Origin of the sequence: Mycobacterium sp. (assembly GCF_052145595.1) — a bacterium.
In the GTDB taxonomy this organism is placed as follows: domain Bacteria; phylum Actinomycetota; class Actinomycetes; order Mycobacteriales; family Mycobacteriaceae; genus Mycobacterium.
Genome location: NZ_JBKQOI010000171.1, coordinates 1 through 22,595 on the forward strand (window position 1 = coordinate 1; position 22,595 = coordinate 22,595).

The following is a 22,595-nucleotide window of genomic DNA, read 5'->3' on the forward strand; positions in this document are numbered from 1 at the left end:
CGGCGTGCATCACCGCGTACGGTCCCAGGCGTAGCTGCTCGGGGTCGGCATCCATGCGCTTGCGTACCTGAGACAGTCCGCCGTGCTCACCGTGGCGGACGGTGACCACGAAATCCTTGCCGACGAAAACCATGATCTCGCCGGTTTCGACGATCTGGCGGGCCACCGCCACCGACTCGTGCGGGACGTAATTGACCGTCTTCAGGACAAGGAACAGAGTCTCGTCGTAGCGCTCCAACTTCGGCCGCTGGTGCGCGCACACGGCGTCTTCGACAGCCAGCGGATGCAGCCCAAAGACGTCCGCCACGTCCTGCATCTCGGCCGGGTTCGGCTCGCGCAAGCCGACCCAGACGAATGCCTCGTGCCCGAACAGTTCGATCTGCCGCACTCTGTTGAGTGCGGCAGCGTAGGTGAACTTCCCTGGCAGCCGGTGGCCTTCGGCGTAGACGGCGCAGTCGACAAGGGTCTCGTTGGGTTGATGCTGGACAGGGTCTGCGTGCGGCTCGTGCGGCTCGTGAGCGAGCGGTCTGAGCGCTTCGGGCAGTGCGTCGAACCCCGGGAACACCTCAACCTCCGATCGCAGCGCAGGTCCGGCCGAGCGGTGCTCAATGCTACGCGTCCTGGCAAAACACGGCACGAAAAGCAGGGTTGGCGGGCGGCGGCCCGGGAATTCCAGAGCCGTTGGACCGGAGGTTTCGGTCCAACGGGGGTGCGCTAGTTTCGACCTGGACCGAAACCCGCAGATACCGATATTTCTCCATAAGGAGCAAACCGACGTGAGCGCAAGTCCTCTGAAGGTCGCCGTCACCGGCGCGGCCGGCCAGATCGGCTACAGCCTGTTGTTCCGCCTGGCCAGCGGCTCGCTGCTAGGGCCCGGCCGCCCGATCGAGCTGCGACTGCTCGAGATCGAGCCGGCGCTCAAGGCGCTCGAGGGTGTCGTGATGGAGCTCGACGACTGCGCGTTCCCGCTGCTGGCGGGCGCCGAAATCGGCGCGGATCCGAACAAGATCTTCGACGGCGCAAACCTGGCCCTGCTCGTCGGCGCCCGTCCGCGCGGCCCGGGCATGGAGCGCGGCGACCTGCTGGAGGCCAACGGGGCGATCTTCACCGCGCAGGGCAAGGCCCTCAACTCGGTGGCCGCGGATGACATCCGCATCGGTGTGACCGGAAACCCGGCCAACACCAACGCGCTGATCGCGATGAGCAACGCGCCCGACATCCCGCGCGAGCGGTTCTCCGCACTCACCCGCCTCGACCACAATCGGGCGATCACGCAGCTGGCCAAGAAGACCGGCGCCGCCGTCACCGACATCAAGAAGATGACGATCTGGGGCAACCACTCGGCCACCCAGTACCCCGACATTTTCCACGCCGAGGTCGGCGGCAAGAACGCGGCCGAGGTCGTCGGCGACCAGGCGTGGATCGAGAACGACTTCATCCCGACCGTGGCCAAGCGCGGTGCGGCGATCATCGACGCGCGCGGCGCGTCGTCGGCCGCGTCTGCCGCGTCGGCCACCATCGACGCCGCCCGAGACTGGCTAAAGGGCACCCCCGCCGACAACTGGGTCTCGATGGCCGTCTTCTCTGACGGCTCCTACGGTGTGCCCGAAGGGCTGATCTCGTCGTTCCCGGTGACCACCAAGGACGGCAACTGGACGATCGTCAGCGGCCTGGAGATCGACGAGTTCTCCCGCGGCCGGATCGACAAATCGACCGCCGAGCTGGCCGACGAGCGCAATGCCGTGACGGAGCTGAAGCTGATCTGAGACCGAAGCCAATTAGGCCTACTAATGAGTAGTCAGTACCCTGAGGCGCGTGTCCGAATTACTTGAATCGATACAGACGCGCGCCGAACCGGGCGTGATCACCGACGCGGAGATCTTCGAGGCACATATTGGCGGCAAGCTTTCGGTAGGCCTGACGGCTCCGCTGGACACGCAGCGCTCGCTCTCGATCGCCTACACGCCGGGTGTGGCCCAGGTCAGCCGCGCGATCGCCGCCGACCACACCCTGGCCGCCCGCTACACGTGGGCGAACCGGCTGGTTGCCCTCGTCAGCGACGGCAGCGCGGTGCTCGGCCTGGGTGACATCTGGCCCGAGGCGTCGCTGCCGGTGATGGAGGGCAAGTGCGCCCTGTTCCGGGCTTACGGCGGACTGAACGCGATCCCGATCGTGCTGGACACCAAGGATCCCGACGAGATCATCGAAACCCTGGTGCGGCTGCGGCCGACGTTCGGCGCCGTCAACCTCGAGGACATCCCCGCTCCGCGCTGTTTCGAGATCGAACGCCGGGTCATCGAGGCGCTGGACTGCCCGGTGATGCACGACGATCAGCACGGCACGGCAATCGTCGTGCTGGCCGCCCTGATGGGCGCCACCAAGTTGCTCGGTCGCGACATGTCCTCGTTGCGGGTGGTGGTGTCGGGCGCCGGCGCCGCGGGTGTCGCATGCGCGAATCTCCTTCTGGCGATGGGGGTTTCAGAAATCACCGTGCTCGACTCGCGCGGCATCCTGCACACCGGGCGCGACGATATGAACAGCGTCAAGGTCGACCTGGCGCGACGCACCAATCCCGGCGGCCTCACCGGAGGCATGGCCGAAGCGCTCATGGGCGCCGATGTGTTCCTCGGGGTGTCGGCGGGCCTGGTCCCGGAGGGGCTGATCGCCAGCATGGCGCCCGAGCCGATCGTGTTCGCGCTGTCCAACCCGGACCCGGAGATCCATCCCGACGTCGCGGCCAAGTACGCGGCGGTGGTGGCCACCGGTCGCAGCGACTTCTGCAACCAGATCAACAACGTGCTGGCGTTCCCCGGGGTGTTTCGGGGCGCGCTGGACGCCGGAGCGCGCCGGATCACCGAAAAAATGATGGTGGCCGCGGCCGAGGCGATCTTCTCCGTCGCCAGCGACGACCTCGCCGCCGACCGGATAGTCCCGAGCCCGCTGGACCTGCGCGTCGGGAAAGCGGTGGCCAAAGCGGTGGCCCTGGCCGCAGAAGTCCCAGACGCCGCGGGGTGAGAATCGGCAGGCTGGCCGCGTCGCTGCTGGCCGCCGCGCTCGCAGTGGTTTTGTGGGCCGGCTGCACGACCGACACCGGCAATCGCATTCCGGAGTTGGTGGTCGGATCCCGGCCCGACTCCGAGTCGAAGCTGCTGGCCGGGATTTACGTGGCGGCGCTGCGGTCGTACGGGTTCACAGCACGGGCCGACACCGCCGTCGACCCGATGGTGCAATTGGATTCGGGCGCGTTCACCATCGCTCCCGCCTTCACCGGCCAGATGTTGCAGCTCTTGCAGCCCGGCGCAGCGGCGACGTCGGATGCCCAGGTCTACCGTGCGATGATCGCGGCGCTGCCCGAGGGCATCCTGGCCGGCGACTACGCCACCGCCGCCGAAGACAAACCCTTGCTGCTGGTGACGCAAGCCACCGCCAAGGCCTGGGGCGGACAAGGCCCCAGCGCGGACCTGAGCCTGCTGCCGAAACACTGTGAAGGGCTGGTGATCGGGGCCGTCGCCGGGTTCCACGCACCCCCGGCCGTCGGCGGCTGCCGGCTTCCCGCCCCACGCGAATTCCCAGACGCCGCAACGATGTTCGCCGCGGTGCGGGTCGCGCAGCTGACGGCGGCGTGGGCCACCACCGCCGACCCCGGCATTCCCGCCGACCTGACCCCGCTGGCCGATGGCAAACCCGCGCTGATCCAGGCCGAGAATGTGGTGCCGCTCTATCGCCGCAACGCGTTGAGCGATCGCGAGCTGCTCGCGATCAACGAAGTGGCCGGCGTGCTGGACACCGCGGCCCTGGCCGAGATGCGCCGGCAAGTGGCCGGCGGCGCCGACCCGCAGGCGGTGGCGGGCGGCTGGTTGGCCGAACACCCGCTGGGGCGTTGAGGGTCGCTCCTCGGCGATCGAGTCTGCGTCGACCGCGTCGACCCTGCGTACAGGGTGGCGATCGGCCACGATCGGGCGCGCTGAGCGCAGGCTCGGTCGCGTCAGGGCGTCACTGTTTAGGCATGAACCGGCCCATGACCGGCCCGAAGAATTGCTGATATCTAGAGCCCGCCAGGCGCACCAATGCGTCTAAGACCTGGGCGTCCGTGCCGACCAGCACCCGAGCCTTGTTCTTGCGCACCCCGTCCAGGATGATCTGGGCGGCTCGTTGCGGACTGGTCCGCGCCAACCGCTTGTCGAACAGCTTGGCCAGTTCGTCGGGGTCGAGTCCCTCGGCGGCGGTGGCGTTGCGGGCGATCGCGGTCTTGATGCCGCCGGGGTGAACCGTGGTCACCCCCACCGGGTGGCCGGCCAGCACCATCTCCTGTCGCAGCGCCTCGGTGAAGCCCCGGACGGCGAACTTGGCCGAGTTGTACGCCGCCTGCCCCGGCACCGAGAACAACCCGAACACGCTCGACATGTTGATGACGTGGCCGTCCCCGGAGGCGATCAGGTGCGGAAGAAACGCCTTGGTCCCGTTCACGACGCCCCAGAAGTCGACATCCATCACCCGTTCGATGTCCTTGAACTGGCTGACCTCGATGTCACCGGTGAAGGCGATGCCGGCGTTGTTGTAGATCTGATTGACCTTGCCGAAGTGTTCGTTGACCGCGTCGGCGTAGGCCAGGAAGGCCTCGCGCTCGGTCACGTCGAGCCGGTCCGCCTTTACCGTCGCACCGATCGCCTTCAGCTGTTCCTCGGTTTGCGCCAGGCCCTCGGTGTCGACGTCGCTGATCGCCACCTTTGCGCCGGATCGGGCCAGCTCGACGGCCAGCGCCTGCCCGATACCCGAACCCGCGCCGGTAACCGCGGCGACCTTGCCGGCGAATCCCTGCATGACAGCCTCCTTGTCGCTTTGCCTTCGTTGAGGTTACGCGGTACCCGCGGTACGCCCTGCATGGGCCGAGCTCAGCACGGCTCGGGCGTCCGATCCTTGCGTGAGCAGTGGGTGGCGGCCGAAAATTCAAGTCGTGGAGGAGGCGGATCCGGGATAGTCTCGGCCACCCAGCGGGCCGGGATCCTCGATTAACAGCCGACGGCGAAGGAGCAAGCGCTGAAGTGAAGGACATCCGCGTGCCGATGTTGTCTCGCGCCAATACGAGCGGTGGCGCTACCCAAGGCCCATACAGGATCTCGAGGCACTGCCCGACGGCACCTGGTATTGGTTCGACCCTTCAGCCTTCCACCGAATGTTGTGGCCGGACAGGGAATACCAACCCGATCTCGATATTCTGATCGCTGGCTGCGGGACCAACCAGGCGGCGGTTTTCGCTTACAAAAACCCCGGTGCGAAAGTGGTGGGGGTCGATATCAGCCAGCCGTCACTGGACCATCAACGATATTTGAAAGACAAGCACGGGCTGTGGAATCTGGAGTTGCATCTGCTCCCGATCGAAGAGCTGCCAACGCTGGGACTTGACTTCGACCTGATCGTGTCGACCGGCGTTTTGCATCACATGGCAGATCCGTCGGCAGGCATGAAAGCGCTCGCTGGCTGCCTGCGAAAAGATGGCGCCATAGGTTTGACGCTGTATGCAAAGTACGGCCGGACCGGCGTCGAACTGCTGCAATCAATCTTTCGCGACATGGGGCTGCGTCAAGACGAGGCATCGCTGCAGATAGTCAAAGACGCGATCTCGTTGCTACCGGTGGAGCACCCTCTCCAAACCTATTTCAGGGCAGAGGGGGATTGGGAGTTGCAATACGATGCCGCAGTGGTGGATACGTTTTTGCACGGTCGCGACCGCAGTTACGACGTCGACGACTGTCTCGACCTAGTCACCTCAGCCGGACTCGAATTTCAGGGATGGCTCATCAATTCGCCGTACTACCCACACGATTGGTTTTCCCCGGGCACCGAGCCTTATCGGGTGCTAAGTGACTTGTCCGAACGTAAGCTCTGGTCCGTGATGGAACGTCTCCACATATTCGGCGCTTGCCACTTTTTCATGGCGTGCGGTCCGGAGCGGCCGAAAGAGAGCTACACCATTGACTTTTCGACGCCTGCCTTCCTCGATTATGTCCCGATGATGCGTTTGCAGTGCGGCCTGAACGGCACCGACGTTGTCAAGCCCGGCGGGCGCATGGGACTTAACTCGGCTCAGCTGCCGTTTGTGCAACACGTCGACGGTCGTCGCACGATCCGAGAGATCGCTGAGTCTGTGGCGCAGAGCGGGGAGTCGGCGCGCGCCAGTGCGGCCGATCTCGAGCAGTTCGGACGCAAGCTGTTTCAGTCGTTGTGGCGCTTCGATTTTCTGCAGATGGCACTGAACGCCGGCTCGCATCGTTAGGCCGCGTCGCAACTGCCGTCGGGTCATCGCCGTCTTCGTCGAATGGGCTAGCGAATCGACTCGCGAATGGGCTCGGCGAATCCCTTGCCGGCGGAGACGGCGGTGTCCCATAATCCTGCCGTGGAGGAGGGGGATCTGGGATAGTCTCAGCCGAACAGTGATCGATGATCCCCGTCAACGGCTGACGGCAAGGGAGCCTTACTGAAATGACCGACAATCCGCGCGCCGATGTCGTCACCCGCCAGTACGAGCGGTGGCGCTACCCACGCCCCATACACGACCTCGAACAATGGATCGATGCCAATTGGGAGTGGTTCGACCCTATTCACGCCCACCGCGTTTTGTGGCCCGATCGGGAGTACAAACCCAATCTCGATATTCTGATCGCGGGTTGCGGGACCAACCAGGCGGCAATTTTTGCGTATAACAATCCCGCTGCCAGAGTGGTGGCGATCGATATCAGCCAGCCGTCGTTGGACCATCAGCAATATCTGAAGGACAAGCACGGGCTGTGGAACCTCGAGCTGCATCTGCTGCCGATCGAAGAGGTGTCGACGCTCGGTCTCGAGTTCGACCTCATCGTGTCGACCGGCGTGCTGCATCACCTGACGGATCCGTTGGCGGGCGTGGAAGCGCTCGGCGGCTGCCTGCGCCAGAACGGTGCTTTCGCCATCATGCTCTACGCGAAGTACGGCCGGATCGGAGTCGAACTGGTCGAATCGGTATTCCGTGACATGGACCTGAGCCAAGACGACGCGTCGGTGCAAATAGTCAAAGAGGCGATCGCGGTGCTGTCGGAGGATCACCCCGTTCGAAGTTATCTCCGAATAGCACGCGACTTGCAGGCCTCCGACGCCGGTCTCGTCGACACGTTTCTGCACGGCCGCCAGCGCAGCTACACCATCGAAGAGTGCGTCGACCTCGTCAATTCGGGTGGCCTCGCATTTCAGGGGTTGCTCCTCAAGGCGCCGTATTATGCGCACGATTTGTTTACGCCGTCCAACGAGTTCTATCGAGCCGTAAACGAGTTGCCCGAGCACAAGGTCTGGTCCGTGATGGAACGCATCCAGACATTGAACGGCTGCCATTTCTTCATCGCGTGCCGGCCGGATCGGCCGAAAGAGAGCTACACCATTGACTTTTCGACGGATGACTCTCTCGACTACGTCCCGATGATGCGCATGCGTTGTGGCCTGAACGGTTTTGAGCTTTTCCGGCCGGATTGGAGCATGACGCTCAACTCGGCTCAGTTGCCGTTTGTGCAGCACATCGGCGGCCGTCGCACGATCCGCGAGATCGCCGAGCGCGTGGCGCAGAGTGGGGATTCGCGCCGGGCCGGTGCCGGTGACATCGAGAAATTCGGCCGCAAGCTCTTTGAATCGTTGTGGCGCCTCGATTTTGTCGCTATGGGCCTCGACGCGAAGTCTTCGGGGTCACACACCAAATCGAAAACCGTCTGAGGCCTTGAGGCTAAGTCCTGACTTGTACCTTGGGCTAAGCCCATCAGCCCCTGCGGGAGCCCTGTGAACTATGCATTCTGGGCTTGGCTCAGCTCGTGGGGTCCGGACCCGGCGAATGGGCGCGAACGTCGAGTTGTTGGGCTGAAATTGGGCTTCAACCCCAACAAGTCGACGCTCGGCCGAGCGAATGGTGAATCTCAGGCCAAGGCCGTGTCGATGATCTCCTGCTGCTCGACGGCGTGCACCTTCGACGAGCCTGACGACGGAGCCGACATCGCCCGGCGCGAAATGCGTTTGATCCCGGTCAATTTGTCGGGCAGCAACTCGGGCAGCTCCAGGCCGAACCGCGGCCACGCGCCCTGGTTGGCCGGCTCCTCTTGGACCCAGAAGAACTCCTTGGCGTTCGGGTAGCGGTCCAGCGTTTCGCCCAGCCGGCGTTTCGGTAGCGGCGCAAGCTGTTCTATACGCACGATCGCCACGTCGTCCCGGCTGTCCTTGGCCTTGCGTGCCACCAGCTCGAAGTAGAGCTTGCCGCTGGTCAGCAGGATCCTGGTGACCTTGCTGCGATCGCCGATGCCGTCTTCGTAGGTGGGTTCCTCCAGCACCGAGCGGAACTTGATCTCGGTGAAGTCCTTGATTTCACTGACCGCCGCCTTGTTGCGCAACATCGACTTCGGCGTGAAAACGATCAGCGGACGCTGGATGCCGTCGAGGGCGTGCCGGCGCAACAGGTGGAAATAGTTGGACGGAGTTGACGGCATCGCAATCGTCATCGAACCCTCCGCCCACAGCTGGAGGAAGCGTTCGATCCGGGCGGAAGTGTGGTCGGGCCCCTGGCCCTCGTGTCCGTGCGGCAGCAGCAGCACCACGTTGGACAACTGCCCCCACTTGGCCTCGCCGGAGCTGATGAACTCGTCGATGATCGACTGCGCGCCATTGACGAAGTCGCCGAACTGCGCCTCCCACAAGACAACAGCGTCCGGGTTGCCCACCGTGTAGCCGTACTCGAAGCCGACGGCGGCGTACTCCGACAGCGGTGAGTCATAGACCAGGAACTTGCCGCCGGTCGGGCTGCCGTCGGGGTTGGTCGCCAGCAGCTGCAGCGGCGTGAACTCTTTGCCGGTGTGGCGGTCGATGATCACCGAATGCCGCTGGGAGAAGGTGCCGCGCCGGGTGTCTTGGCCCGACAGCCGCACCAGCTTGCCTTCGGCCACCAGGGTTCCCAGCGCCAGCAGCTCACCGAAGGCCCAGTCGACCTTGCCCTCGTAGGCCATCTCCCGGCGCTTTTCCAGCACCGGCTGCACGCGTGGGTGCACGGTGAAACCCTCCGGCACCGCCAGGAACGCGTCACCGATGCGGGCCAGTAGCGATTTGTCCACCGCGGTGGACAGCCCCGCGGGCACCAGCTGGTCGGACTCGACCGACGCGCTCGGCAGGGCGCCGTGCTTTTCCAGGTCGCGGACCTCGTTGAACACCCGCTCCAGCTGGCCCTGGTAGTCGCGCAGGGCGTCCTCGGCCTCCTTCATCGAGATGTCGCCGCGGCCGATCAGGGCTTCGGTGTAGCTCTTGCGCGCGCCGCGCTTGGTGTCGACGACGTCGTACATGTAGGGGTTGGTCATCGACGGGTCGTCGCCCTCGTTGTGCCCGCGGCGCCGATAGCACAGCATGTCGATGATGACGTCCTTACGGAACGTCTGCCGGAAGTCCACGGCCAGCCGCGCCACCCACACGCACGCTTCCGGGTCGTCGCCGTTGACGTGGAAGATCGGCGCGCCAATCATTTTCGCCACGTCGGTGCAGTACTCGCTGGACCGGGAGAACTCCGGCGCGGTGGTGAAGCCGATCTGGTTGTTGACGATGATGTGGATGGTGCCGCCGACGCGATAACCGGGCAGCAGCGCCAGGTTCAGCGTCTCGGCGACCACGCCCTGGCCGGCGAAGGCGGCATCGCCGTGCAGCATCATCGGCACCACCGAGAAGCCGTCGTCGCTGTCGCCCTTGTCCAGCAGGTCCTGCTTGGCCCGGACCAATCCCTCGAGCACCGGGTCGACGGCTTCCAGGTGCGACGGGTTGGCGGTCAGCGATACCTGAATGTCGTTGTCGCCGAACATCTGCAGATACACGCCGGTGGCGCCGAGGTGGTACTTGACGTCGCCGGACCCGTGCGCCTGCGACGGGTTCAGGTTGCCCTCGAACTCGCTGAAGATCTGCGAGTAGGGCTTGCCCACGATGTTGGCCAGCACGTTGAGCCGGCCCCGGTGCGGCATCGCGATGACCACCTCGTCCAGGCCGTGCTCGGCGCACTGGTCGATCGCCGCGTCCATCAGTGGGATCTGACTCTCCGCGCCTTCCAGCGAGAAACGTTTCTGCCCAACGTATTTGGTCTGCAGGAAGGTCTCGAACGCCTCGGCGGCGTTGAGCTTGCTCAGAATGTATTTCTGTTCCGCCACAGTGGGTTTGACGTGCTTGGTCTCGACCCGCTCTTCCAGCCATCGCTGTTGCTCGGGCTCGAGGATGTGGGTGTACTCGACGCCGATGTGGCGGCAGTACGCGTCGCGCAGTAGGCCCAGGACGTCGCGCAGCTTCTTGTACTCGCAACCGGCAAAGCCGTTGACCTTGAACACCCGATCGAGGTCCCACAGCGTCAGGCCGTGATTGAGTATTTCGAGGTCGGGGTGGCTGCGGAATCGGCTGGTGTCCAACCGCAGCGGGTCGATGTCGGCCATCAGATGCCCGCGGTTGCGGTAGGCCGCGATCAGCTCCATCACGCGGGCGGTCTTGTCGACGATCGAATCCGGGTTGTCGGTGCTCCACCGCACCGGCAGGTACGGGTTGCCCAACTCGCGGAAGATATCGTCCCAGAACCCATCCGAGAGCAACATCTCGTGGATGGTGCGCAGGAAGTCGCCGGACTCGGCGCCCTGGATGATGCGGTGGTCGTACGTCGAGGTCAGGGTGATCAGCTTGCCGATGCCCAGCTCGGCGATGCGTTCCTCGCTGGCGCCCTGGAACTCGGCGGGGTACTCCATGGCGCCGACACCGATGATCGCGCCCTGGCCGGCCATCAGCCTGGGCACCGAGTGCACGGTGCCGATGGTGCCGGGGTTGGTCAGCGAAATCGTCACTCCGGCAAAGTCTTCGGCGGTCAACTTGCCGTCGCGGGCGCGGCGCACGATGTCTTCGTAGGCGGTGACGAATTGCGCGAAACTCATGCTCTCGCAACCCTTGATGCCGGCCACCACCAAGGAGCGCTTGCCGTCTTTGCCCTGCAGGTCGATGGCGAGGCCCAGGTTGGTGTGGGCCGGTGTGATGGCGGTGGGCTTGCCGTCGACCTCGGCGTAGTGCCGGTTCATGTTCGGGAACTGCTTGACCGCCTGCACCAGCGCGTAGCCCAGGATGTGGGTGAAGGAGATCTTGCCGCCGCGGGTGCGCTTGAGCTGGTTGTTGATGACGATCCGGTTGTCGATCAGCAGCTTGGCCGGAACGGCCCGGACGCTGGTCGCCGTCGGCACGTCGAGCGACGCCGACATGTTCTTGACGACGGCCGCGGCGGCGCCGCGCAGCACCTGCAGCTCGTCGCCTTCGGCCGGCTGAACGGGGGCGGCTTTGGCGGGTGGTGCGCTGGGGGCGCCGTTGCCGGCCGTGGTGGTGCTGGGGAACTTCGTAGCGGGCTGGGTAGCGGGCTGGGTGGTTGGGGCGGACGGCTGGGGCGCGGCGGCGGGCGTCGCTTGCGGGGCGGCCGGCGCGGGCCGGCCGTCGGCGGGGGGCGGGGTGCTCAGGGCTGATTCAGTGGTTGGCTCGGGGTTGTAGTCAACCAAGAACTCGTGCCAGCTCGGATCGACCGACGAGGGGTCTTCGCGGAACTTGCGGTACATCTCCTCGACCAGCCATTCGTTTTGCCCGAATGGTGATATGTTGCTCACGGCCGCTGTTCGCCTCAATTCCTTTGTCCTGCAAGCGCTTTAAGTGCTATTGCACGGCGCCTGCGACTTTCTGCGCCCCGGTTGGCGGGGCACCTCACACACCCGCGGCGGTCCTCAACGTTTCCGCCCCAATAAAGGCTAACCTTTTGTCGGCAATTCGCGAGGGCGACCGGGTGAGGGCCGGTAGCCAGCGCTAGCCCGCCGTTAGCCGGCTTCGTGGACCGGGGGCAACAGGCGCAGCGTGCCCGGCCAGCGGTTGGGCGGGGCACCGAACGCCTGGCGGGCGTTGCCGACGATCTTCTTGGCCACCATCCGGTTGCCGGCGCCGCCGACGACGGCGCCGATGCCGACCGGCAGCATCTTGCCGAACATCAGGGCGCCGCGTCGCACCGTGTACCGCCTGACGAAGTACTTGAGCATCCGGGCGTTCACCCGCGCCAGCGTCGGCAACGGTAACGAAGCCATGCCCTCGGCCAGCCAACCGCCGTTGACGCGGGACGGACCGAGCAGTTCGCCGATGGCGCGCCGGGTGTCGTCGCCGACCAGTACGGAGAGCACCAGCGCCCGGCGCCGCTCCCGGTGGTCGGCCGGGATGTTGTACACCACGGCCTTCGCCAGCACGAACAGGGCGGTCGCCTCGACGAAGAAGACGGTTTCCCCGGCGCCCGCCGACACCGCCGTCAACGTCCCGATCCCGGGAAACGTCGCCGCCGAACCCACCGCGGCACCGCTGGCCGTCAGGGCAGCCAGGTAGTGCTTTTCCAGCTTGGTGACGACCTCGGCGGGGCTGGCTGCCGGGTGCGTCCGGCGCAGCCGCGCCACGTAGGCCTCGGCGGCGGGGCCGTGGACTCGCGTGCTGCGCTCGATGACTTGCGCCAATGCCCGCGTGGATACCTTGGGCCGGCCGCCCGTGGTGGGCGGCTGTTCCGGCTTGGGCATATTCGAAGCTTTGTTCCGTCGGGGCCGCATATTGCCTCTCCTGCGAATGGCGTCCTTTCCAGGTTAACGCGCCCATTGGAGAACACGGTCCGGGCGCGAAGCCTTCCCGCGCGGATCCTCGCCTGCGCGACCGATTGACTCGGCGGGAATAATGCAGGCTGGACACGGGTCGCCGACGATCCGTGCCGTTTAACGGTCGTAGTGGTTCGCCGCCCTTTCTTGGGGGTAAATCGTCGGCCAGGTAGGGCCGCGCAGGGCCGGGCACCACCGTCGGGACCGGAAACGAGGGGGCACATGACCACGGCGAGGCCCCGGTCGCCCGGGGGGACCCGGCGCGCGGAGCCGAGTCACGCCGACTTGCCGAAGCGCTGGAAGCTCCCCACGCCGAATCAGTCGCACTCGCAGAACCCCTGGAACGCGCTGTGGGCGATGATGATCGGGTTTTTCATGATCATGGTCGACTCGACCATCGTCGCCATCGCAAACCCGACCATCATGGCCGACTTGCGGATCGGCTACGGCACCGTGGTCTGGGTGACCAGCGCCTACCTGCTGGGGTATGCGGTGGTGTTGTTGGTGGCCGGACGGCTCGGTGACCGGTTCGGACCCAAGAACCTCTATCTGATCGGTCTGGTCGTGTTCACCGTCGCCTCGGTGTGCTGTGGGCTGTCGGGTAGCGCCGCCATGCTGATCACCGCTCGACTCGTGCAAGGCGTCGGCGCCGGGGTGCTCACCCCGCAGACCCTGTCGATAATCACCCGGATCTTCCCGGCACAGCGGCGCGGTGTCGCGGTGAGCGTGTGGGGCGCTACCGCCGGCGTCGCCGGCCTGGCCGGCCCGCTGGCCGGCGGCGTGCTGGTCGACGGGCTGGGCTGGCAGTGGATTTTCTTCGTCAACGTCCCGATCGGCATCGTGGGGCTGGCGTTGGCCGTTTGGCTGGTTCCGGAGCTGCCCACTCAGGCGCACCGATTCGATCTGGTCGGCGTCGCGTTGTCCGGTGTGGGCGTGTTTCTGATCGTCTTCGGCCTGCAGCAGGGCCAGGCCGCGCACTGGCAGCCCTGGATCTGGGCGATGATCGTCGCCGGCGTCGGGTTCATATCGGCTTTCGCCTACTGGCAGGCAGTGAACCTCGGCGAGCCACTGATCCCGCTTGAGATTTTCGGTGACCGGGACTTCAGCCTGTGCAACGTCGGGGTGGCCATTATCTCGTTCGCGGTGACGGCGATGATGCTGCCGTTGACGTTCTACGCGCAGGCGGTCTGCGGGCTGTCGCCGACGCGCTCGGCTTTGCTGATCGCGCCGATGGCGATCGCCAACGGCGTGCTGGCGCCGTTCGTCGGCAGGATCGTGGACCGATACCACCCGCGGCCCGTGCTCGGTTTCGGCTTTTCGGTGCTGGCTATCGCACTGACGTGGCTTTCGTTCGAGATGTCCCCCGACACGCCGATCTGGCGGCTGGTTTTGCCGTTCGGCGCGATCGGCGTCGGGATGGCGTTCGTGTGGTCGCCGCTGACGGCCACCGCGACCCGCAATCTCCCGCCGCATTTGGCCGGCGCGAGCTCTGCCGTGTACAACTCGGTCTGCCAGCTTGGTGCGGTGCTCGGGAGCGCCGGCATGGCCGCGTTCATGACATCACGGATCGGCGCCGAGATGCCTTCGGGGCCAGCGGTTGGCGGTGGCGCCGTGGGATTGCAACTGCCCGGGTTCCTGCGCGAGCCGTTCTCGGCCGCGATGTCGCAGTCGGTGCTGTTGCCCGGGTTCATCGCATTGTTAGGGATCGTTGCCGCGCTGTTCTTGGTCGGGTTCAAGCCCGCGGCGATCACCCGCGAAGGCAGGGGCCTGTCGGGTCCGGACGGGGGCGACGTCGTCGACGATGACTATGACGACGACGACTACGTCGAATTCTTGCTTCTTCGTGAACCGGGCATCGGGCCCCCGTCGCGTGCTCAGCCGAAGCCACCGTACGAGGAGGAGTGCGATACTGCGCCCCTGGCGGGGCCGTTCGTCCACCCGCGCCCGGCGCCCGCCGATGCGTCGCGTAGCGACCCCGTCGATTCGTGGCACAGTCTGCTTGACGACCCGGTTCCGCGGGTCGGACCGATCGGCTTCGCCCGCAACGGCTCTCATGTGGAGGGCGGAACGCGCTTTCGCCCTCTGGCGTATGGGTCTGTACCGCACGACGGTCGGCTCGCGTCGCGGTCGGAAAGGCGCCGCGACGGATCCGCGCGTCATCGGTACGGCGACCGTCCCGATCCGGACGATGACCCCACCGGCTACGGCCGGCACTCGTCCGGCAAATAGGCTTCGGCTTCTAGGGAGGCTTCTAGGGAGGCTTCTAGGGAGGCTCCGTCAGCGCCAGGAACGCGCCCAGGTCGATCAGGCCGGCGGGCGTGGCGGGGAGGTACTCGGTCAGCAACTGCGAGCGCACGATCACCGCCGCATACTGTGCGCGGCTGACGGCGACGTTGAGCCGATTCCTGTTGAGCAGGAAAGAAATTCCGCGTGGGACTTCGTCGATTGACGAGGCCGTCATCGAGATGAAGACCACCGGCGCCTGTCCGCCCTGGAACTTGTCGACGGTGCCCACCCGGACGCCGTCCAGCCCGGCGGAGCTCAGCCGCCGGCGCACAAGCGCCACCTGGGCGTTGTAGGGCGCCAGCACCAGCACATCGGAGGCGGTCAACGGACGGGTGCCGTGCTCGTCGGTCCACGACGTGCCGAGCAGCCGCTCGATCTCGGCCCCGATCGCGTCGGCCTCTTCGGGGCTCTCCGTCGAGTTGCCATGGTGGGCAACGGGAATCACGTAAACGCCGGGTGGATAATCGGCGAGGTGACGTGCGGCGGTGCACTCGGTGTGGGAATGCAGTCGGCCTTCGTAGGACAGCGCGGAGACGGCGGCGCAGACCGCCGGATGCATCCGGTAGGAGCGATCCAGGAAGTAGCCTCGTTCGTCGGGAAGCGTGCGCTGACCGTCGACGAGCCAGTCCAGCGCCGAGGTGTCGACCGGCTCCGGATGGGTCCCCTGACTGACCTGCGGCAGCTGCTGGGGGTCCCCGAGCAGGAGGAGATTGGCGGCCGCCGGTGCCACGGCGATGGTGTTGGCCAAACAGAACTGGCCCGCCTCGTCGATCACCAGCAAATCGAGGCTGCCCGGCAGGACCCGGTTGGCGTTGGCGAAATCCCATGCGGTGCCGCCGATCACGCAGCCTGAGGTGGCGGCGATGAAGGCGGCGTACTCGTCGCTGTCGATCTCCTGCCAGCGCGCGGCGTCGCGGTCGTAGCGCTTCTTTGCGACTCGCCCCGGGTCCAGACCGGCATCGACGACGCAGTCCAGCAGGTTCTCCACCGTGGCGTGTGATTGCGCGACAACACCGATGCGCCAGCCATGTTCATTGACGAGTTGCCCGATCACTTGGGCGGCGGTGTGCGTCTTGCCGGTTCCCGGCGGCCCGTGCACCGCCAGGTACGACGAGTCCAGATCCAGTGTCGCGGAGGTGATGTCGGCGACGGCGTCGGCAGTCCGCGGCAGCGGAGTGCCGCTGCGGGTGCGGGGCGCGCGGCGCAGCAGGATGTCGATTACGGCGATGCGGGGTAGTCGCGGCAAGCCGGCGGCCACGGCTGCAGCAGTGGATTCGATTGACTCCCGCAGCGCCGTTGTCTGAACGGGCGGCCCGGGGGTGAGCGCGAACGGAAGTTGATGGAATGTGTTGCCATCAAGGGCAACTCGCTCGACGATGACCACCTCGGTGGGCATCGTCGGATCGTCGGCTTCGACGACTTTGGCGTGGCCGGCCGCCCGTCGTTCGGGACTGTCGGTCATACCAGGCGGGGCCGGTGGATCGTAGAGCGCGAACACGTTCGTCATCAGGTCGCCGCGGGCCAGCTCGCCGTGCAGCCGCACCCGTCGCTGCGGCTTGCGTGCGCGCGGCGGTATGTGCCAGTCGACGCTGACCGACGCGTCCTCGGCGATGAAAACGTCGGTACTGTCTGCCCACTCGTCGACGGGGAAGTTCAGCCGGTCGAAATGCGCCCACCAGAACGGCTTGTCCTCGCGGCGGTGGTAGCCACGCGCCGCGGCCACCAGAGCCACCGCCGTCTGCTCGGGCGCGCGGTCGCCGACGGCGGCATCGCCGGTGTACGCCGACAGTGTCGTCGCCAGCTGGTCACGGTCTTCGACGGTGTTGCCTTGGCGAACCGCTTGAGCGCCAATGGGTACGACGCCGCCTTCGTAGGCGCGCAGCAACAGCCAGTTGCGCAATTCTCGCGTCGACCGGCAGTCATAGTGGTTGTAGTCTTCGATTTCCTTGAGCACGGATGCGGCCTCGTCGAAGCGGCCTTCGGCCTGCAGTTCGCAGTACCGCGCGTAGGAGGTGATCGAATCGGCGGCCGTGGTGACGTCACCCTCACGCAGCTGCGCCCCCATGTAGAGCGGCTCGAGCGCCTTGAGGCTGAAGGACTCCGCTCCCACGCGAATACTTTTGCGCACCAACGGATAAAGGTCGACCAGCGTCCCGCTGCGCAACAGCTCGTCGACCTCGTCCTCGCCGACTCCGTGCCGTCCGGCAAGCCGCAGCAGCGCGGTCTTCTCGTAGGGTGCGTAATGGTAGATGTGCATGTTGGGCCGGCGCCTGCGGCGCTTGGCGACCATCGCCAGGAAGTCGGTGAGTGCCGTGCGCTCGTCCACCCGGTCATGCGCCCACAGCGGGTGGAAGCTTCCTGCGGCCTCCAGGACGCCGAACAGGTATTCCAGGCCCCATTCGCGGCCGTCGGCGGTCCACAGCGGGTCGCCTTCGAAGTCAAAGAACAGGTCACCGGGGTCCGGCTCGGGCAACAGCGTCAGCGGCTGCGGGTCGACGAGCTCGTATTGGGGAGTCCCGGTATCGCGTTGGCGGACTTGCAGTTTTGCCTGTGCGGTCAATTTACCAAGTGCGCTGGGCGCCAGGTCGGGCACCGGCCCGGTATGGCCCGCCAGCTCGGCGACCGTGGTGATTTCGGCGTCGATGAGCTTGTCCCGCTGAGTCACTCGCATGCCGGCGACCAGCAGCAGATCGTCGGTGGCACGCAACTGTTCGGCGCACAGCGGGCAACGAAAACACGCGAGCACCCCGTCGTCGTCCCAGCGCACCGGGGCCGCCGCGGCGTAGTGCTCGTCGAGCAGCCGCTGCAAAAGCGCGCGTTGGGAACGGTAAACCGGGATCAGTTCGCCGACACGGTAGCGAACCACGGTGCCGTCGCCCAGTTCTAGCTCGGCCTCCGGCGCGACCGGGACGCCCGAGCCGGCCAGCGCGTCGGCGTAGGCGGCTAGCTGCAGCAACGCGGTGACCTTGGGCGAGCGCGCCAGCTTGGTGTCGGTGACCCGGTAGTGGTCACCGTCTAGCACCAAAAAGTCGGCGAACCCGACGAACCGCCCGTCGAACATCGCGGCCTGATACACCGCCGGCGCGCGGTTGGCGACGGCGCGCCGGGTTGCCTGGGCGGCGGCCGTCAGCCCGGCCAGTGTGTATGCCGGGCGGCCGATGACGGCGACTGCATCCCCGAACTCGTCGCGCAATCGGTCGAGCCGGCGTCGTTCGTGCTCGGTGCCCAGGGCGGCCGTTCGCGCCAGCAACGCGTCCTCGATGGCGACGGCAGGCCCCCAGCCCAATTTCGCGTCAAAATCCCTGAGCAGCGCGTACTCACACCGGGCGGCGGCGGCGAGGTCCGACGCGCTGTAGACGAGGCTGTCGCCAGTGACGAACACAGCAGCAACTGTAGGTGGGGCGTCCGACACTAGCGCCGTTCTGCGCGGCCGCTCGCTGGCCGCCTGTCCGCGATCGGCAGCGTGCCCTCGACCTTCCTGATGCCCGGCGAGCCGGTAACTTCGGCGGGGTGATCACGGGGGCCTTCCTCGCCGAAGCGGCTTCGGTGGTGGATAACAAGCTCAATGTGTCGGGCGGCGTGCTGTCCGGATTCAGGGTCGGCCCCGATCGGTTAGCGCAGTTTGTGCTTGTGGTGCTCACGCAGGCCGAAACGGATAGTCCGGTCCGGGGGGTTGAGGTGGAGATTCGCCCTCCAACCGGTGACGAGCCGCTGAACATTGAGTATGAGTTGCCCGCGTCCGCCGCCGGCGGCGAAATCGGGTTCGCGTTCTTTCCCGTCGAGGTACACCTGCCTGTGAATGGCCGTTGGGTACTGGTGGTGACTTGCGGCTCAGGAGTGATCTCGCTTCCGCTGATGGTGAGTGGCTGACGCAGCTCGCTGCGTCGCGGGGCGGTGCGTGGGCAACACCTGCTGCCTGATGGTGGGCGCTGGGTGGCTTGCGGCCAGGGCTCCACTCTGCCGTGAGGCGTGTGCTGCCTTGTCGGTGCTGTGTTTCTGGCGTCCGAGCCGGCCGTGAATGGACTTCGTAGTGGGTCGAGGTACGGACTTTCCGCACTTTTGCGGGGGGTCAGTCGGCTTTTTAGGCAATTACCAACGTGGTATGAATACTATCCGTATATTACCGTTCTATCGGTATCGCTCTTCTGCTGGGAGTTGCAGATGTCGTCTTTTGTGATCGCTTCGCCGGATGTGTTGGCTTCGGCGTCGTCGGATTTGGCGGGGATTGGGTCGGCGCTTCGGTCGGCGAATGTGACGGCGGCTGGGTCGACGACGTCGGTGGTGGCGGCGGCGTCCGATGAGGTGTCGGCGGCGATCGCGGGTTTGTTTGGCGATTTCGGGCGGGAGTATCAGGCGCTGAGTGCGCAGGCGGCGTCGTTTCATGACCAGTTTGTGGCGGCGTTGACCTCCGGTGGGTTGACGTATGCGGCCGCCGAGGCGGCCAACGTGTCGCCGTTGGCGTCGTTGGAGCAGGCGGCGTCGGGGATTCAGTGGTTTTCGCCGGTGCAGGACTTGACGGGGCGTCCGTTGTTCGGCAATGGCGTTGATGGGGCGACGGGCACGGGGCAGCCCGGTGGGCCCGGTGGGTGGTTGGTCGGAAACGGCGGCAATGGTGGCTCGGGGGTGGCGGGTACGGGCGCCAATGCGGGCGGGGCCGGTGGGGCCGGCGGGGTGGCGGGCTTGTGGGGTCACGGGGGTAATGGCGGGGCTGGTGGGGCCGGCGGGGCGGCCGGTGGGAATGGCGGTAACGGCGGGGCCGGCGGAGCTAACGGGCTGATCGGTGGCGGCAGTGGCGGTCTGGGCGGTGTGGGTGGTCAGGGTGGGGCCGGCGCGTCGGGCGGTAATGGCGGGGCCGGTGGGGCGAATACGCAGTTGTTCTCGGTGAACGGCGCCGGCGGCGCCGGCGGGGTCGGTGGTGACGGTGGGGCCGGTAGTGCGGGTGGCTCGGGTGGGGTTCCCGGCGCTAGTGGTGTGGCCGGCGGTAACGGCGGTCACGGTGGTAGTGGTGGGGTCGGTGGGGCTAACGATGCGCTGCTGGGTGGGGCCGGTGGGGGCGGTGGACGCGGTGGTAATGGTGAGGGTGGCGGCCTTGGCGGTAATGGTGCGTCCGGGGTGGGTGCTGGCCTGGACGGTGGCAATGGTGGTAACGGCGGCGATGGCGGTAATGCGGGGGCCGGTGGGGCCGGCGGCACCTCGGGATTTTTGAACCTCATTGGCAGTAACGGCGCCGGGGGTGCCGCGGGTGCGGGTGGTCACGGCGGTGTCGGCGGTAACGGTGGGGCCGGTGATGTGGCCGCCACCGCCGGAGGCAGCGGCTTTAACGGTGGTGCCGGCGGTAACGGTGGCGCCGGCGGCAATTCCGGTGCCGCCGGGATCAACGGCTCGGGAGGTAACGCCGGGGCTGGCAGCAGCGGCGGGAACGGCGGAGCCGGTGCCGTTGACACCGGTGCCGGCGCCGGCAACGGTGGTGCCGGTGGGTCCGGGGGTAAAGGTGGAATCGGCGGTGCCGCCGGCACCGGCGGCACCGGCGGGGGCGTGGGCAATGGTGGTAACGCCGGGGCTGGCGGTAACGCCGGTGCCGGGGCCGACGGGCTGGCTGGTAGCGGTGATGCCGGCGGTACTGGCGGCTTGGGCGGGCCCGGCGGCCAAGGTGGTGCTGCTGGCGGTGCGGCCGGTACCAGCGGTAGTGGCGGCAACGGCGGCCTGGGTGGGGTCGGCGGTACCGGCGGCAGCGTCGGCAATGGCGGCGACGCTGGCGCTGGCGGCCAGGGCGGTAATGGCGGCGCGGGTGGGGCGTCCGGTGCGGTCGGTGCCGGCGGTCTCGTGGGCAATGGTGGTAACGCCGGCAACGGTGGTCATGGCGGTACGGGCCTCGATGGTGCGGTTAACACCAGCGAATCCGGTGGTAACGCCGGCAACGGTGGTCAGGGTGGCGTGGGCGGTAGCGCGGGTGGCGCGGCCGGGACCAGTGGTAACGGCGGCGCCGGTGGCGTGGGTGGCCAGGGCGGCGCGGGCGGTTCGGGCACCGTCGACACCGGCACCGGCGCCGGTAGCGGCGGCGCTGGCGGTAGTGGCGGTAACGGTGGCGACGGTGGGGCGGCTGGCGCGGTCGGCTCCGGTGGGGTCAACGGTGCCGGCGGCAACGCCGGCAGCGGCGGCAATGGTGGTGCTGGGGCTGATGGCCTGGCCGGTAGCGGTGACGCCGCTGGCAACGGCGGTAACGCCGGCAGCGGCGGTGTTGGTGGCAGCGACATTGGCGGCGGTGCGGCAAACGGCAGCGGTGGCAACGGTGGTGTCGGTGGTGCGGGCGGCGTCGGCGGGTCTAGCGCCACCAACGCTGGCGCTGGCGGCCAAGGTGGTAATGGAGGTAACGGTGGTGCGGCCGGTGCGGTCGGCACTGGTGGCACCGACGGCAGCGGTGGCAACGCCGGGAACGGCGGTAATGGTGGGGCCGGCATCGACGGCGGCACCGGCACCAGTACCGCGGGTGGTAACGCCGGTAACGGTGGCCAGGGCGGTCAGGGTGGTAACGCCGCCGGCCTGAGTGCTAACAACGGCAACGGTGGCAATGGCGGCGTAGGCGGTCAAGGCGGCGTCGGCGGCTCGGGTACGGCGGACGCCGGCACCAGTGGCGGTGACGGCGGTGCCGGTGGCACCGGCGGCAACGGCGGTGACGGTGGGGCGGCCGGTGCGGGCGGCACCGGTGGCACCGTGGGCAATGGCGGCAATGCCGGCAACGGAGGCGACGGCGGTGCCGGGGCTGACGGGCTGGCCGGCACCGGTGACAACGCCGGCAGTGGCGGCAACGCAGGCGCCGGCGGCAATGCCGGAAGCGCTGGCGATATGACCGGTACCAGCGGCAGCGGCGGTCAAGGCGGCGTCGGTGGCCAGGGCGGTAACGGCGGCAGCGGCACGGTCGGCACGGGTGCCGCCAACGGCGGCGCTGGCGGCCTCGGCGGTAACGGCGGCACCGGTGGCACCGGCGGTAACACCGGCGCCATTGGTACTGGCGGAACCGCTGGCGACGGCGGCAACGGCGGCCAGGGCGGCGTCGGCGGCGTCGGCACCGGCACCGGCGGCACCGGCGGCAGCGGTGGTGGCGGCGGCACCGGTGGCACCGGCGGCACAGCCACCTCCATCCAGGGCACCACCGTCACCGAAGGCACCGGCGGCAGCGGTGGTGACGGCGGCGACGGTGACGCCTCCTCTGGCACTGCCGGCGCCGGCGGCGGCGGCGGCGCGGGCGGTGCCGTGAGCGGCGCTGTGGCTAGCGGCGGCGGCGGTGGTGGTGGCGGTGGGGCCGCCTCCGCCAGCGATGCCGGCGGTACCGGCGGCATCGGCGGCACCGCCGGTACCACCACCACCAGTCCCCTCCTCTCGGCCAGCGGCGGCTCCGGTGGGAATGGCGGGGCCGGCACCGGTGGTGGTGGCGGCGGTGGCGGCTTTGTCGACGGCGCTACCAGCACTGCCACCACCGGTGGCAACGGCGGCGACGGCGTTGTTGGTACCGGCGGGACGGGCGGCACCGGCGGCGCCACACCGTTTAACGACGGTGGCGACGGCGGCACCGCCGGCGTCGGTGGCATCGGCGGCTTCAGCTCCGCCAACGGCAGCCCCGGCGCGAACAGCTAACACCGGGCG

At 67.3% G+C, this 22,595-nt stretch carries 13 protein-coding genes; 8 read left to right on the forward strand and 5 right to left on the reverse strand.

The window, feature by feature from the left end; translation table 11 throughout:
- Positions 1 to 565 (reverse strand): CorA family divalent cation transporter (locus ACLP4W_RS15975; protein WP_442387500.1); only part of this gene is annotated, 565 nt, incomplete at its 3' end.
- A gap of 211 nt (positions 566 to 776) precedes the next feature.
- On the opposite strand from ACLP4W_RS15975, the gene ACLP4W_RS15980 reads away from it, so the two are divergent.
- Genes ACLP4W_RS15980 through ACLP4W_RS15990 form a run of 3 tightly spaced genes read left to right on the forward strand, consistent with a single transcriptional unit; the run spans position 777 to position 3,884 of the window.
- Positions 777 to 1,766 (forward strand): malate dehydrogenase, encoded by a 990-nt coding sequence (locus tag ACLP4W_RS15980; protein ID WP_442387502.1) that lies wholly within the window; start codon positions 777 to 779, stop codon positions 1,764 to 1,766.
- Positions 1,767 to 1,815: 49 nt separating this feature from the next.
- Positions 1,816 to 3,015 (forward strand): NAD(P)-dependent malic enzyme, encoded by a 1,200-nt coding sequence (locus ACLP4W_RS15985; RefSeq protein ID WP_442387504.1) that lies wholly within the window; start codon positions 1,816 to 1,818, stop codon positions 3,013 to 3,015.
- Positions 3,012 to 3,884, forward strand: coding sequence for a glycine betaine ABC transporter substrate-binding protein (locus ACLP4W_RS15990; RefSeq protein ID WP_442387505.1), 873 nt, complete (start codon positions 3,012 to 3,014; stop codon positions 3,882 to 3,884). The genes ACLP4W_RS15985 and ACLP4W_RS15990 overlap by 4 nt, the downstream gene beginning before the upstream one ends.
- A 109-nt stretch (positions 3,885 to 3,993) precedes the next feature.
- Here ACLP4W_RS15990 and ACLP4W_RS15995 read toward each other — a convergent pair whose 3' ends face one another.
- Positions 3,994 to 4,821, reverse strand: coding sequence for an SDR family NAD(P)-dependent oxidoreductase (locus ACLP4W_RS15995; protein ID WP_442387507.1), 828 nt, complete (start codon positions 4,819 to 4,821; stop codon positions 3,994 to 3,996).
- Positions 4,822 to 5,173: 352 nt separating this feature from the next.
- Between ACLP4W_RS15995 and ACLP4W_RS16000 the strand changes: the two genes are divergently transcribed.
- Entirely contained in the window at positions 5,174 to 6,274 is a 1,101-nt protein-coding gene (locus ACLP4W_RS16000) for a class I SAM-dependent methyltransferase (RefSeq protein WP_442387509.1), read from the forward strand.
- 206 nt (positions 6,275 to 6,480) lie between these two features.
- Positions 6,481 to 7,734: a class I SAM-dependent methyltransferase gene (locus ACLP4W_RS16005; protein WP_442387511.1), complete on the forward strand. Its 1,254-nt coding sequence runs from the start codon at positions 6,481 to 6,483 to the stop codon at positions 7,732 to 7,734.
- Between the two features lie 197 nt (positions 7,735 to 7,931).
- Here the strand turns inward: ACLP4W_RS16005 and ACLP4W_RS16010 are convergent, their stop codons facing one another.
- Together ACLP4W_RS16010 and ACLP4W_RS16015 are read right to left on the reverse strand one after the other, a co-directional pair.
- A complete protein-coding gene (locus ACLP4W_RS16010) occupies positions 7,932 to 11,657 on the reverse strand; it encodes a multifunctional oxoglutarate decarboxylase/oxoglutarate dehydrogenase thiamine pyrophosphate-binding subunit/dihydrolipoyllysine-residue succinyltransferase subunit (RefSeq protein WP_442387513.1) in 3,726 nt (1,241 codons plus the stop codon).
- Between the two features lie 204 nt (positions 11,658 to 11,861).
- Complete coding sequence (locus ACLP4W_RS16015) at positions 11,862 to 12,626, reverse strand: hypothetical protein (protein WP_442387515.1); 765 nt, start codon at positions 12,624 to 12,626, stop codon at positions 11,862 to 11,864.
- 264 nt (positions 12,627 to 12,890) lie between these two features.
- On the opposite strand from ACLP4W_RS16015, the gene ACLP4W_RS16020 reads away from it, so the two are divergent.
- Positions 12,891 to 14,897, forward strand: coding sequence for an MFS transporter (locus ACLP4W_RS16020; protein ID WP_442387517.1), 2,007 nt, complete (start codon positions 12,891 to 12,893; stop codon positions 14,895 to 14,897).
- A 34-nt stretch (positions 14,898 to 14,931) separates the two neighbouring features.
- On the opposite strand, the gene ACLP4W_RS16025 is transcribed toward ACLP4W_RS16020, so the two are convergent.
- On the reverse strand, positions 14,932 to 18,336 hold the full coding sequence (locus ACLP4W_RS16025; RefSeq protein WP_442387519.1) for a TM0106 family RecB-like putative nuclease: 3,405 nt from the start codon (positions 18,334 to 18,336) through the stop codon (positions 14,932 to 14,934).
- Positions 18,337 to 18,464: 128 nt separating this feature from the next.
- On the opposite strand from ACLP4W_RS16025, the gene ACLP4W_RS16030 reads away from it, so the two are divergent.
- Both ACLP4W_RS16030 and ACLP4W_RS16035 read left to right on the forward strand, forming a co-directional pair.
- Positions 18,465 to 18,824 (forward strand): hypothetical protein, encoded by a 360-nt coding sequence (locus ACLP4W_RS16030; protein WP_442387521.1) that lies wholly within the window; start codon positions 18,465 to 18,467, stop codon positions 18,822 to 18,824.
- Between the two features lie 291 nt (positions 18,825 to 19,115).
- The gene (locus ACLP4W_RS16035; protein WP_442387523.1) at positions 19,116 to 22,586 is read left to right on the forward strand and encodes a PE family protein; all 3,471 of its coding nucleotides are present in this window, start codon (positions 19,116 to 19,118) and stop codon (positions 22,584 to 22,586) included.
- The last annotated feature ends 9 nt before the right edge of the window (positions 22,587 to 22,595 follow it).

Coding starts and splice junctions, on each gene's coding strand:
- ACLP4W_RS15995 (WP_442387507.1), bottom strand. CDS start 4,821: ATGCAGGGATTCGCCGGCAAGGTCGCCGCGGTTACCGGCGCGGGTTCG.
- ACLP4W_RS16000 (WP_442387509.1), top strand. CDS start 5,174: ATGTTGTGGCCGGACAGGGAATACCAACCCGATCTCGATATTCTGATC.
- ACLP4W_RS16005 (WP_442387511.1), top strand. CDS start 6,481: ATGACCGACAATCCGCGCGCCGATGTCGTCACCCGCCAGTACGAGCGG.
- ACLP4W_RS16015 (WP_442387515.1), bottom strand. CDS start 12,626: ATGCGGCCCCGACGGAACAAAGCTTCGAATATGCCCAAGCCGGAACAG.
- ACLP4W_RS16020 (WP_442387517.1), top strand. CDS start 12,891: ATGACCACGGCGAGGCCCCGGTCGCCCGGGGGGACCCGGCGCGCGGAG.
- ACLP4W_RS16035 (WP_442387523.1), top strand. CDS start 19,116: ATGTCGTCTTTTGTGATCGCTTCGCCGGATGTGTTGGCTTCGGCGTCG.